At 46.3% G+C, this 12,814-nt stretch carries 11 protein-coding genes; 6 read left to right on the forward strand and 5 right to left on the reverse strand.

From position 1 onward, the window contains the following. Positions 1 to 54: 54 nt before the first annotated feature. The 4 genes from MHN00_RS04050 (at position 55) to MHN00_RS04065 (ending at position 4,392) form a co-directional block, all read left to right on the forward strand. Positions 55 to 702, forward strand: coding sequence for a TetR/AcrR family transcriptional regulator (locus MHN00_RS04050; RefSeq protein WP_014975467.1), 648 nt, complete (start codon positions 55 to 57; stop codon positions 700 to 702). A gap of 163 nt (positions 703 to 865) precedes the next feature. Next, positions 866 to 1,879 (forward strand): aspartate carbamoyltransferase, encoded by a 1,014-nt coding sequence (locus tag MHN00_RS04055; RefSeq protein WP_014948009.1) that lies wholly within the window; start codon positions 866 to 868, stop codon positions 1,877 to 1,879. A gap of 4 nt (positions 1,880 to 1,883) precedes the next feature. Further along, the gene (gene hemL, locus MHN00_RS04060) at positions 1,884 to 3,164 is read left to right on the forward strand and encodes a glutamate-1-semialdehyde 2,1-aminomutase (RefSeq protein WP_014948008.1); all 1,281 of its coding nucleotides are present in this window, start codon (positions 1,884 to 1,886) and stop codon (positions 3,162 to 3,164) included. Between the two features lie 154 nt (positions 3,165 to 3,318). Further along, positions 3,319 to 4,392 carry an adenylate/guanylate cyclase domain-containing protein gene (locus tag MHN00_RS04065; protein ID WP_131137941.1) on the forward strand — a complete coding sequence of 358 codons (1,074 nt, stop codon included), beginning with the start codon at positions 3,319 to 3,321 and terminating at the stop codon, positions 4,390 to 4,392. Between the two features lie 28 nt (positions 4,393 to 4,420). Here the strand turns inward: MHN00_RS04065 and MHN00_RS04070 are convergent, their stop codons facing one another. The 4 genes from MHN00_RS04070 to glnK form a co-directional block, all read right to left on the reverse strand. Beyond that, positions 4,421 to 5,347, reverse strand: a complete 927-nt coding sequence (locus tag MHN00_RS04070) for a Dyp-type peroxidase (protein ID WP_014948006.1) — start codon at positions 5,345 to 5,347, stop codon at positions 4,421 to 4,423. Positions 5,348 to 5,531: 184 nt separating this feature from the next. Then, a complete protein-coding gene (ggt, locus tag MHN00_RS04075) occupies positions 5,532 to 7,223 on the reverse strand; it encodes a gamma-glutamyltransferase (RefSeq protein WP_014948005.1) in 1,692 nt (563 codons plus the stop codon). A gap of 221 nt (positions 7,224 to 7,444) precedes the next feature. Next, positions 7,445 to 8,692 (reverse strand): ammonium transporter, encoded by a 1,248-nt coding sequence (locus MHN00_RS04080; protein WP_014948004.1) that lies wholly within the window; start codon positions 8,690 to 8,692, stop codon positions 7,445 to 7,447. Positions 8,693 to 8,724: 32 nt separating this feature from the next. Continuing rightward, the gene (gene glnK / locus MHN00_RS04085; protein WP_012516988.1) at positions 8,725 to 9,063 is read right to left on the reverse strand and encodes a P-II family nitrogen regulator; all 339 of its coding nucleotides are present in this window, start codon (positions 9,061 to 9,063) and stop codon (positions 8,725 to 8,727) included. A 242-nt stretch (positions 9,064 to 9,305) separates the two neighbouring features. On the opposite strand from glnK, the gene MHN00_RS04090 reads away from it, so the two are divergent. Next, the gene (locus MHN00_RS04090) at positions 9,306 to 10,160 is read left to right on the forward strand and encodes a hypothetical protein (protein WP_239239538.1); all 855 of its coding nucleotides are present in this window, start codon (positions 9,306 to 9,308) and stop codon (positions 10,158 to 10,160) included. Between the two features lie 37 nt (positions 10,161 to 10,197). Here the strand turns inward: MHN00_RS04090 and MHN00_RS04095 are convergent, their stop codons facing one another. Next, positions 10,198 to 10,917, reverse strand: coding sequence for an AraC family transcriptional regulator (locus tag MHN00_RS04095; protein WP_239239535.1), 720 nt, complete (start codon positions 10,915 to 10,917; stop codon positions 10,198 to 10,200). Between the two features lie 228 nt (positions 10,918 to 11,145). On the opposite strand from MHN00_RS04095, the gene MHN00_RS04100 reads away from it, so the two are divergent. After that, entirely contained in the window at positions 11,146 to 12,789 is a 1,644-nt protein-coding gene (locus tag MHN00_RS04100; RefSeq protein ID WP_069943606.1) for an endonuclease, read from the forward strand. Positions 12,790 to 12,814: the final 25 nt, after the last annotated feature.

Consider the following 12,814-nt stretch of genomic DNA (forward strand, 5'->3'; position numbering starts at 1 on the left):
TACTAGACCGTCCAGTTTGATATTTAAATATTCGTCAATAAAGTGAGAACGAACGTGGCTACCACTCGAAAGCAAGGCCGACCTAAAAGCGAAGAGAAATACCATCTTATATTGCATGCAGCGTCTTGCCTGTTCTTAAAAGAAGGTTTTGCCAACACATCTATGGACACTGTGGCTAAAGCCTCAGGTGTGTCTAAACAAACGGTCTATTCTCATTTCGAAGGAAAAGATGCTCTCTTTAAAGCAGCAATCTCATCGAAATGCAGATCATACCAACTCGACACCCAGCAACTTATCGACGCCACTTCAGGTTCACTCTCACTATTAGAATGTTTACGAAAAGTTGGCTGTCAGTTTGTGCGACTATTACAAGATCCTGAAGCCATTGCTATCTTTCGAGTAATTATAGCTGAAGCGGTAAATAGCCCTCATGTGGCAACACTTTTTTATCAGGCTGGCCCCGAAGCTTCCCTATCTACATTGAGTGATGTCATAGAGAAGTTCGGAGAAGGTAGCTTAAGCCGTGATATCGCCCAACAGCTGGCAGTTGACTATTGCGCCCTGCTTAAGGGGGAATATCACACCATGATGCTGTGCGGCATACAGTCTCCGCTTCAAGACGAAGCGATCACAGCCCACGTAAATAGCGCGGCTGAAAAGATCCTTTTACTCTTTACCCACTATACTCAGCAACACAATTAGCCGACATATGCGCACATGCACACTTGCATTTTGATTTGTGGAAAGCCCTTTTCAATAAAACGCCAAACTGAGAAAAACGTAAGGCAAGATTAACGTTGCGCTAATGACTTAACCCCAGCGGTATTATAAACTAGCGCCGTTTTCGTTGATGATTGAGAAGCGCATGTCTGACTTTACCGGTAACCACATTCTTTCGGTTAATCAATTCGATCGCGAGGCCATTGAGAAAGTGTTCTCAGTTGCCAATTCCATGCAACCCTATGCCAAACGACAAAAGCGCACAACCGTGCTAGATGGCGCCATTCTCGGTAACCTTTTCTTTGAGCCAAGTACCCGTACGCGAGTTAGCTTTGGTACCGCATTCAACCTTTTAGGTGGTGAAGTTAGAGAAACCACCGGTATGTCGAGCTCTGCGCTGGCTAAAGGTGAGTCGTTGTACGACACAGCCCGTGTGCTGAGCGGCTATTCCGACATTATTGCAATGCGACATCCTGCGGCGGGTTCAGTGGCAGAATTTGCCGAAGGTAGTCGTGTACCTGTTATCAACGGTGGTGATGGTGCAAACGAACACCCAACCCAAGCACTGTTGGACTTGTTCACGATTAAACGTGAACTGGAATACAATGGTCACGGCATTGACGGCTTACACATCGCCATGATTGGTGATTTGCGTTACGGCCGAACAGTACACTCTTTATCTCGCTTGTTATGTTTGTTTAAAAACATTCGCTTTACGCTCATTTCGCCAAAAGAGCTGGCCATGCCTCAGCCCATCATAGACGCCATCGAAAATGCGGGGCACCAGCTTACGATTACCGATACCCTTGAAGGGAATATGGATGCGGACATATGCTATCAAACACGCATTCAGGAAGAGCGTTTTCCTTCTCAAGAAGAAGCCAACAAATACCGAGGTAAGTTCCGCCTTAATCAGTCGATTTACACGAAACACTTTCAGTCGAAGACCGTTATCATGCATCCACTTCCACGAGATTCACGTATGGAAGCCAACGAATTAGATAACGATCTAAACCTCAATCCAAACCTCGCCATTTTTAGACAAACCGACAATGGTGTACTTGTCAGAATGGCATTGTTTGCGCTTACTCTGGGTGTAGAAAACCTTCTCACTAAGTACGAGCGTGACGTTGTTTGGTACAGCAATAAGAGTAAGTAATTACATGCAAAAATCTGAAGCCCTATTTACCCGCGCCCAAAAAACCATTCCTGGTGGCGTAAATTCACCCGTTCGCGCTTTTAAAGCGGTAGGCGGTACACCTCGCTTCATCACGAAAGCTGATGGCGCTTACATGTGGGATGCGGATGGTAAGCAATATATTGACTATATTCAGTCTTGGGGCCCTATGGTTCTAGGTCACAATAACGCCCAAATTCGCGAAGCGGTTATTGAAGCGTCGTATAACGGCCTATCTTTCGGTGCACCTACCGAAGCTGAAGTGATCATGGCTGAGTTGGTTAGCGAACTGGTTCCATCTATGGAAATGGTACGCATGGTGAACTCTGGTACAGAGGCCACTATGTCAGCTATTCGCCTGGCTCGCGGCTACACGAGCAGAAACAAAATTGTTAAGTTTGAAGGCTGCTATCACGGGCACGCCGACTCACTGCTAGTGAAAGCGGGCTCAGGGGCGCTAACCCTTGGTGTACCAAGTTCACCAGGTGTTCCAGCAAATGTTGCTGAGCATACGCTTACCGTTGAATACAACAACCTAGACAGCGTAAAAGAAATCTTCGAAGCCCATGGCGATGATATTGCGTGCATTATCGTTGAACCTGTCGCAGGTAACATGAACTGTATCCCTCCTGTGGAAGGCTTCCTTGAAGGACTTCGCGCTATTTGCGACCAATATGGCAGCGTATTGATTTTTGATGAAGTAATGACAGGCTTCCGCGTATCTCGCGGCGGGGCGCAAGAGCGTTATAACATCAAACCAGACCTGACTTGCTTGGGTAAAGTCATTGGCGGCGGCATGCCAGTGGGCTGTTTTGGTGGCCGTCGTGACATTATTACTCACATAGCACCGACAGGGCCAATTTACCAAGCGGGTACGCTTTCTGGTAACCCGGTAGCAATGGCTGCAGGTCTTGCTGCTTTAACGCAAATAAAGCAGCCTGGACTTTACGATTCAATTTTCGAAAATACGCAAACGCTAGTTGATGGTTTCCAAGCCCTTGCTGACAAACACAATATTAGTCTAACTACTAATATTGCCGGCAGTATGTTTGGGATATTCTTTACTGACGTAGAGAAAGTCACGAACTACAAGCAAGCAATTAACTGTAATACCGAGCAATTCAACAAGTTCTATCACGGTATGCTAGAGCAAGGCGTTTACTTAGCACCTGCATCTTATGAGGCGGGCTTTGTTTCTAAAGCGCATGACGCTGCAGTCATTGAGCAAACCCTTGCTGCAGCAGATAAAGTGTTCTCAACGCTTTAAGTTAATTCCTTTCTGGTAATTTTTGCACTAATACGCCCACCGTGGCGTGTTAGTGCCTCTTCTTCATTGCTTCTCTCATACGTAACGCTTGAATTCCTCGCGGGCTAGATTATTAGCCTTCATTTAAAAGCAGTTTATAGGTGTGGTGTTATCAATGGATTGGCAGTTTGGCGCTATTTGCGCGCTTTTTCTCTACAGTGTCGCTATCACAATTTTGCACGTAAGGCGCAGCCGTCGGTTTGCATACAGAGCTAGCCAATTTAAACGTCGACGTCATGTCTCCACCACTGTCGCAAAAAACGACGACGAAACGCACTTTCACACAGCAGCCGATGAGGCCCAAAGGCTTACACAAACCTTTCAAAAATTCATTCCAAAGCAGTTTGTGGAGCACATGTCGAATTCTGACGTAGACGCGCTGGGTCTTGGCTATGCGGCTGAAAACGACGTTGCGATTATGTTTTGCGATATCAGAGGCTTTACCGGTTTTTCTGAACGTATTACGCCACAAGAGTTGATGAACTTTCTTAATTCTTATTTCACCAGAATGAACGATCCTATTCATCAAAACCACGGTTTTATTGATAAGTTCATGGGCGACGCCATTATGGCGCTGTTCGATCATCGCGAAGGATCTTCACAACAAAAAGCTATGGATGCGGTTAATGCTGCGCTCGACTTACGCAAAGCGCTGACAATATATAACGGCCATAGAAAGAACAGTAACTACGAACCAATTAATATGGGAATAGGTATCCACTTTGGCCCTGTTATTATGGGTACGGTAGGTTCAGAAGATAGGATGGATACCACCGTCATTGGCGATAGCGTAAACATTGCTTCTCGCTTAGAAGCTTTAACACCCAAATACGAGGCGGATATTATCGTAAGTGCCCAAGTTCTTCAGACCATAGGGTCTGGCTTCCCAATTAAAACCCGCTTGCTTGACTGGGTAAGAGTGAAAGGACGAAAAGCGCCAATTGAAATATACGAGGTGTTAAGCCACCTTTCAGAGAGTGAGCAGGAAAAGAAGTTGGCGGTTCAGACCAAGATTGCCGCAGGTATCGCATGCCGTATAAATCAGCAGTGGGACGAGGCCATTTCTTTTTTTGAGACCGCTGTCGCTATGAGCCCAAACGATTCGCTAGCGCATCATCACATAGATGTTTGTCGAATTTACAGAAGCGTCGATTTTAAGGAGGATTGGGATGGTGCGCTAGTCTACTAATCCCAATGGCCATAAGCGACGGTTAAATTTAGGACTCAGATAACTTAGCCTGCTGGCGAATAAAATTAATGGATGGCGCGAAAAACGCAGCACCTGTTTCAGCACTGGTAAAGTCCAGCCATCTGTCATAATCGCCTTCACCGTTGCCGTATATTTGGCTGTGGAGCATCTGTTTAAATGGCCGCGCACTGGCACTACAGCTTACAAAGAATAAGCCTTGAGAGGCCATATCACCGTATGGCATGCCTTGCTTAATTAGCCTTGGTTCGTCGCCATCGGGCGCAACAGTGCTTGCCCTAACACAGTGCGAAGATTCAGACTGTTCGCTACTTACCAAATTGTGCTCTTGCGTGGTGCCCATCACTTGTTCTTGCTGACGGCTTGAAAGACTATTCCAACGCCTTAAATCATGGCGATAGCGTTGTATGTGAACATAGCTGCCACCGCTAAAGTCAGGGTCATCTTCGCCAATAATCCCGACTTGTCTGCGCTTCATTCCACGTGGATTATCTGCGCCATAAAGAAAACCATTGAGGTCACGGCCATCTAAGTACCTAAACCCTCTTATCTGCTCCACCAGTTCTACATGAATACGCAACAAATCCATCACTTCAATGCCAACCGCATGGCAAATATCCAGCCTATCAGCGCGAATTTGAATGAAGAGATCGCAAGGCATGGTGGGGGCACTTCTATCGTCACACTGCATATCAGGAAAAGGGGCAAGCTCAACAGGTATCAAACCGGGGTATACCTCAGCCCAGTAACCGGTGCCAATAGCGACAACCCCGGTTACCATGGCTTCGTAGTGCTCATTCTCAAAATGCTCGAATATATCCAGCACGCGAGATAGTTTGGCGCGTACGGCTTGGCTATCGTCATCAATGACGTTCAGTAGTAAATACTGTGCATGTAAATTTGGCTCAGCGCAGAGGCCTTTTTGTGGTTGTGTCATTGCCGCTCTTGTTGTTATTAACGCCTTGTTCTGACGTTTCGCTGCTGGCGATCATTCGCCGCGCTTTGTTGTGCGAACCTTATCGTAAAGTGTAGCGGCTGCTTCAAACTTTGAAACCCTTTAAAGCGAAGCAGCAAACGGGGGAACAAATTAACTCCGCCGCCTATTATTTACACTAGTGTGCTTAATAGCCCGCGGCTTGTCCATCTTTTCGCGTTTCTGAAGCGCCAAAATAGACACCTTTCTGCTCGTCCCAAGCGATGGCCTGATAGCCACCGAACGCGCCTACCACGCGTTGAAGCTTATGCCCCCGCTCCATGAGTTCTCGCTGAACGGTTTCACTGAACCCTGATTCTAAGCTCACATAGCCACCATCAGTCATCAACGCGCCCGTTGGGCTACTCGACCCACTGTGCAGTATGCGTGGAGCATCCCCCGCTTCCTGCAAATTCATTCCGAAGTCGAGAATGTTTACAATAATTTGCGCATGCATTTGAGGCTGAGTTCCACCGCCCATCACGCCAAAGCTCATCACTGGCTTACCGTTTCTTGTTACAAAAGCCGGGATAATGGTGTGAAATGGACGCTTTCCCGGGCGATATTCATTAAAGTGCCCTTCTTCAAGGGTAAACATCTCACCTCTATTTTGAAGAATAAAACCTAGCCCTGGAGGTGTCATGCCTGAGCCCATTCCGCGGTAGTTACTTTGAATTAAGGACACCATATTGCCCTCTTTATCAGCAACGGTCAGATAAATGGTATCCCCTTCATAAATACCCGCATCAACGCGATTCGCTGCGCGTTCATTATCTATGAGCTTCTGGCGCTTAGCGGCATACTCTTTCGAAATTAGCCAGTCGACTGGAATATCGTTGAAGTCTGGATCCGCATAGAACTTAGCGCGATCTTCGAAGGCGAGCTTCTTGGCTTCAACAAAGGTATGGATGTAGTCTGCTGAGTTAAACCCCATTCCTTCGATATCATAGTGCTCAAGCACATTGAGAATCTGTAGTGCCGCTATGCCTTGTCCGTTGGGCGGAAGTTCCCACACATCATACCCGCGATAGTTAGCAGAAACGGGCTCTACCCACTCCGAGGTATGTGACGACAAATCCTGGTATGACAAAAAGCCGCCTTGAGACTTCATGTAAGCATCGATAGTGCGTGCGATATCGCCCTTATAAAAAGCATCTCGCCCGCCTGTTGCAATCTTTTCATAGGTCACGGCTAAGCCAGGGTTTTTAAAAACATCGCCTTTTTGCGGTACTTTCCCGTCGATAAGAAAAGTCTCTGCGAAGCCGTCATAATGACCTATTCGCTCTTGATTCATCTGCCAGTAATAGGCAATGACTTCTGAAACAGGAAACCCCTCACGGGCATATTTGATAGATGGGGTAAGCAGCGCAGACATGGGCAGCTTGCCAAATTTTTCGTGTAGTGCAAACCAGCCATCTACAGCGCCAGGGACAGAAACGGGTAGCGGACCAAATTTTGGAATTTGATGCAAGCCACGCTCGGCAAACACCGCTTTGGTTAACTGTCTGGGTGAACGGCCAGAAGCGTTTAAGCCGACTAGCTTTTCTTCTTTTGCATCCCACACAATGGCAAATAGGTCGCCGCCAATACCGCTGCCTGTAGGCTCAACTAAACCTAACATGGCATTGGCTGCAATAGCTGCATCAACTGCACTGCCGCCTTGTTTTAAAATATCCAATGCCACTTGCGTAGCTAATGGTTGGCTTGTTGCTGCCATGCCGTTCTTTGCAATAACTTCTGAGCGACTTGCAAAGGGTTGCCCCGTTATTCTGTCATAGCCCAAACAGCTGATACTAAAGAAAGCCAGTATCAAAGGTAGAAGTCGCACACTTGCAGTCATAACCGTCCTTTTACTAAAACGTTGCCGATAATAAATCTAGCGTTAGTTTATCGATTCATAGTGTAGCGTTATTGTCACATTACGCCTAGGCTCTTTTCCTAAGCTCAATAATGGTCTTAAAACACATTGCATGAAACGAAAAAAGCCCCGCATTAGCGGGGCTTAAACGAAGTAATAAGGCATTATTGTTATTGTTGTTTCGTTGCCTAATCGAGACTCTCTTACGAACGGCTGCTTGTGAAGTCTGGGTATGCTTCCAGACCACATTCGCTCATGTCTACGCCGTCGAATTCTTCTTCTTCGCTCACACGTACACCCATAACCGCTTTAATCACTAGCCATACCACTAGGCTCACTACGAATACCCATACAAAGATAGTCGCTGCACCAATTAGCTGACCAGAGATGCTTGAACCATCGTTAGTGAAAGGTACAAGGATAAGACCTAGAAGACCTACCACGCCGTGAACTGAAATTGCGCCCACTGGATCGTCAATCTTAAGCTTGTCTAGTGCAACAATGCTAAGCACTACTAAAATACCACCAAGGCCGCCGAACAAAGTAGCTTGTAATGGTGTAGGTGTTGAAGGCTCTGCTGTAATAGCCACAAGACCGGCTAGTGCACCGTTAAGTACCATAGTTAGGTCAGCTTTACCGAATAGAATGCGTGCTACGATAAGTGCAGCAATTGCACCACCAGCAGCTGCAGCATTTGTGTTCATAAATACAATCGCTACTGAGTTTGCACTTTCAACAGTTGCAGTAGCCAGTACTGAACCGCCGTTGAAGCCAAACCAACCCATCCACAGGATAAATGTACCTAAAGTTGCAAGCGGTAAGTTAGCACCTGGAATCGCGTTTACTTTACCGTCAGCGGTGTATTTACCCTTACGAGCACCAAGCACAAGAACACCTGCAAGAGCAGCAGCTGCACCAGCCATGTGAACAATACCTGAACCTGCAAAGTCAGAGAATCCAAGGTCGCCAAGCGTATACATACCGAATACTGCTTCGCCGCCCCATGTCCAAGCACCTTCCATTGGATAGATGAAGCCCGTCATAACAACTGCGAACGCTAGGAATGCCCAAAGCTTCATACGCTCAGCTACCGCACCAGATACGATAGACATTGCTGTTGCAACAAATACTACTTGGAAGAAGAAGTCAGCAGAAGGAGCATATGTTGCTGGCTCTTCAGCGACACCTGTTGCGCCATCAGCCATGATACCGCTTAGGAATGGACCCCAGTCGCCGCCACCGTACATAATGCCGTAACCGCAAATCATGTACATAGTGCAAGCGATAGCGAATAGCGCCACGTTTTTAGTTAGAATTTCTGTGGTGTTTTTCGCTCGAACAAGACCTGCTTCAAGCATCGCAAAACCTGCAGCCATCCACATAACCAGTGCACCGCAGATTAGAAAATAAAAGGTATCTAGCGCATACCCAAGTTCAAAAGTGATTTCCATTATGGTTTTCTCCGCAAATATATCGTTGTGGCTTACAGCGCGTCGCTATCCGACTCACCAGTTCGAATACGAACGGCGTGTTCAAGGTCGTAAACAAACACCTTGCCGTCTCCAATTTTGCCTGTTTTGGCAGCGCCAACGATGGCTTCTACCAGGCGCTCTACTTGATCATCCTGAACAGCAATTTCCAGTTTGACTTTAGGTAGAAAATCCACCTGATATTCCGCTCCGCGGTAAAGTTCAGTGTGTCCTTTTTGACGTCCAAAGCCCTTCACTTCGGTCACGGTCAAACCGTCGATACCGATTTCTGAAATGGCTTCACGAACATCATCTAGCTTGAACGGCTTGATGATCGCTGTGACTAGTTTCATGAGTTGCTCCCAGTTTGTTTTGGTTATTCTGTGATTTATGGTCGTGTTTCCAACTATGGGAAGATAAACCAAGAGCCATGCCACAAATAATTAGCCAAATAAATCAAATACATACAAGCAAACGCTTCATGAACGCACAAAAATAATGCACACTAATGGTGCACTGTTAAAAATTTGCCCAATTTTGAAGCGGTATGAGGTTGCGGTAAGGTGAGAGGACTAAAAAGTGCGATGAAATTAGGATGGAACTATTCGATAGGGCCCATGGTCTGTTGTTTACTATGACGACTATCACCCCATCTTTCTTTGCGCCTGAGCGCAGCATTGAACACCATTCCGTTGCAAAGAAAACGGCGTGGCGCCCACTATTAATTTCGGGCTGTGCACATGTGTTTGGGATCATCGTAGTGGTCATACTTTCTCAAATGGGCATCAACAACCAAAAAGCACGAGTAAATGTTTTGGAGCGAACGCCGGAGATAAGCGCCAGACTGTACTATCCCCCCGTTCCACGCCCTCCTGCCCAAGCTAAACCACAAGAAACTAAACCAATCGATGTTTCCCCTAAAAGGCAAGAAATTGAGTTGAAGCCTGACGCAACCAAAGCGACTGAAGCACTTGATAGTAAGAATGAAATTGTAGAAAGCCCTGCGCCCAAGCAGCAGAAAAATGCTGAGCCCGATACACAGCAGGTATCCATTGAAAGTAAGCCGACTAATACACTGCCGTCGCCCACTTTATCAAAAGACGCAAATCGGCGCGCAGGCTCGTTGAATCTATCGGTAAAAGATGGCGCAGCCCTCTACTTTGAAAAGTATCACAGTGACAAAGTCGCTGAAGACGCAGAACAGGCAGCAAAAGCATTTCAAGAGCGTAAAAATAGTCCTGTGCTTAGCGGGCCAAGCACACAGCAAATACAAGCTAATGAAAATCGACGCCCTTCAAAACGCGTAAACTGTAGCAGTACGACCAATAAAACTTTGGCGATATTGAGTGGAATTGCTGGTGGAACCTTAGAATGCACCAAAATGGACGACCACAAACGTTTTATAGACGCTAGAGTCAATAAACTCCCTAAAGACGAAGAGCGAAACTAGCCGCGCCTTTTAACTATTTACCGTCACATCAGGATAGTTATTTTCTTTTGAAAAACTTAGGGGGTTGCCCGAAATACGCTTTGAACCGGCGACTGAATGCTGCAACATCTTCATACCCTGTTAGCTGAGCTATACCCAACATTGGTGTATCGGTATTTCTAAGTAGTGCTTTGGCCTTTTCCATCCTCACTTTTACAAGGTAATCTCGTAAACTATGCCCGGTGGCTTCTTTAAAGCGTGTTTTGAATTGCGTTGTTCCCATGCAGGCTATCCGTGCTAACTCCACCTGTGTAAAGCCTCGGGCAAGGTCGCGATGAATATGGCTTAATACAGGAGTCATTCGCTTATCCATGCTGCATCCTTTCAAGGATGTTTCTAGCAAGGTTAAAAATAGCGCCAGTATTTCTTCATGGCCTTGGTCAGCAAACTGGCTAATTTGAATCTCTACAAACGATAAAAACGCCTGTAATGCTGACGTTACCTGAAATATTGGGTGTAACCTGTCATTTAAATTAACTGGCACATACTCCAAGTCCGCCACAATAAATTTTGACAGTTCGTTAGCACTAAAATAATGGACCTCATTCGGCGCTATGCATACGCCTTCGCCTACGCCGACTCGCCCGCTAAAATTATCGATTTCTATCAAGATATGTCCGTTGATGGGCAGCACTAACTGAAAGTAGTTGTGTTTATGGCGGCACGTTTGCTTCGTATATGAGCGTACGGATAGCGATGGAATTGGGCTGTCAGTCATTTTATTGCTCCCAACAGTCCATAATAGGTAGTACTGATCTTTTGCCTAACTCACCGTTTATTTGCATCTATTTCCTTGCCGTTAACTCAGTACTCTCTGCCGTTAGATTAAGCACTTTTATTCATTTTGTCACAAATACGTGCAATATTTGATACGCCTAGGAAGGCGTCGAACACTACATTTAAGGAACAAATATACATTTAAAATAAAGACAATAACGGAAAATAAATGAATATAAACTTACGTCAAATAGTCGGCTTGGCAGGTGCGTTGTTACCCGCTATCGCCATGGGTCAGGTCTCCAATGGAGACTTTGAAACATGGACGTCTGGCGCACCTAATTCATGGTCAACTATCGACTCCGGCATTAGTGTAGCTGAAAACTCTGTCTACTCATTCTCGGGAAGCAAGTCTGCTGCAGTTACCGTCAATACGACAACGCAAGGTTCAACTGACTTCCGTCAGACAATCAATGTAACCGCCGGTCAAAATTATGAATTTTCAGTGAGGCTATATCACACTGAAGGTGCTGTAAAAGCACGCCTATATGTAGACGGTTATCAAGGTTATTCTGACAACTCATTAACTGGAAACTGGCAACAGCTTACTTTCTCTTATTCCGCTACAGCGTCAAAAGAGATTGAGGTGGGGTTACGCTTTTATGATCAGACGGGCTTTGATGGGTCAGAAACCGTCTATGTAGACGCATTCGAGCCGACTACGCTTGGGTCAGGTGGCAATAACGGCGGTGGAAGCGCGTGTGCTAGCCATTCAGGCGTACTGAACTTAACTACCGACAATTACGGCAGTGAAACCAGTTGGCAAATAACTAACGCAAACAACCAAGTTGAAGCCTCTGGCAGCAGCTACGCTAGCAACCAAAGTTATACTGAAGCGGTTTGCCTTACTGATGGAGAATATACCTTTACCATTAGTGATGCCTATGGCGATGGAATCTGCTGCTCCTATGGCTCTGGCAGCTATAACTTGCTAATAGAGGGCGTGTCTGTAGCTAATGGCGGCTCTTTCGGCGCGAGTGAAAGCACCAGCTTTAGCGTTGGCACAACGAGTGGCGGTGGCAGTGGTGGTGGTTCATCAGAACTCACTGGTTACTATGCAAGTGCCAACGGTCTGTCAGGCTATACGTTAAAAACCGAGCTTTACAACATTATCAAAAATCATAATACACAAAGCTATGGCGACCTTTGGACATTCTATATTTCATACACAAGCGACAGCTACTATGAAAATGACGGCTCCATTTTGGACATGTATTCAGAAAACCCAAATGGTAGTGACGCTTACAGCTACACGGCTGGTTCTGACCAGTGTGGCAGCTATAGTGGAGAAGGCAGTTGCTATAACCGCGAACACGCCTTCCCGCGCAGCTGGTTTGGCGGTGCAGTCTCGCCTATGAATACTGATGTTCATCACGTTTTTGCAACCGACGGCTACGTTAACGGTCGCCGAAGTAGCTATCCGTACGGTGATGTCGCAAGTGCTACTTATACGTCATCGAATGGTTCCAAACTGGGCGCGGGCTCTTCTGCTTCTGGTTATACAGGCACCGTTTTTGAGCCCATCGACGAGTTCAAAGGTGACTTCGCTAGAGCGTATTTCTACATGGCGACACGTTATGAAAACGTCATTGCAAATTGGGAAACGAATAGCACCTATGGCGACGCAGTGTTGAATGGTACGAGTGATCAAGTATTTGAAAGCTGGTTCTTAACTCTGCTTTTAAGCTGGCATTCTCAAGACCCTGTAAGCCAAAAGGAAATCGATAGGAATGACGCTGCCTTCAATTTCCAGAACAATCGAAACCCTTTTGTTGATCATCCAGAACTGGTAAACAACATTTGGGGTAATTAACTTCAACATGAGAAGAGCACGAGCG

The sequence above is a fragment of the Alteromonas sp. Cnat2-8 genome (assembly GCF_022348355.1).
GTDB lineage: Bacteria > Pseudomonadota > Gammaproteobacteria > Enterobacterales > Alteromonadaceae > Alteromonas > Alteromonas macleodii.

Bases quoted from the DNA above. Each gene is read 5' to 3' on its own strand.
- MHN00_RS04095 (WP_239239535.1), bottom strand. From the start codon at position 10,917: ATGACTGACAGCCCAATTCCATCGCTATCCGTACGCTCATATACGAAG.
- glnK (WP_012516988.1), bottom strand. From the start codon at position 9,063: ATGAAACTAGTCACAGCGATCATCAAGCCGTTCAAGCTAGATGATGTT.
- MHN00_RS04090 (WP_239239538.1), top strand. From the start codon at position 9,306: ATGGAACTATTCGATAGGGCCCATGGTCTGTTGTTTACTATGACGACT.
- MHN00_RS04055 (WP_014948009.1), top strand. From the start codon at position 866: ATGTCTGACTTTACCGGTAACCACATTCTTTCGGTTAATCAATTCGAT.
- MHN00_RS04080 (WP_014948004.1), bottom strand. From the start codon at position 8,692: ATGGAAATCACTTTTGAACTTGGGTATGCGCTAGATACCTTTTATTTT.
- MHN00_RS04065 (WP_131137941.1), top strand. From the start codon at position 3,319: ATGGATTGGCAGTTTGGCGCTATTTGCGCGCTTTTTCTCTACAGTGTC.
- ggt (WP_014948005.1), bottom strand. From the start codon at position 7,223: ATGACTGCAAGTGTGCGACTTCTACCTTTGATACTGGCTTTCTTTAGT.
- MHN00_RS04100 (WP_069943606.1), top strand. From the start codon at position 11,146: ATGAATATAAACTTACGTCAAATAGTCGGCTTGGCAGGTGCGTTGTTA.
- MHN00_RS04070 (WP_014948006.1), bottom strand. From the start codon at position 5,347: ATGACACAACCACAAAAAGGCCTCTGCGCTGAGCCAAATTTACATGCA.
- hemL (WP_014948008.1), top strand. From the start codon at position 1,884: ATGCAAAAATCTGAAGCCCTATTTACCCGCGCCCAAAAAACCATTCCT.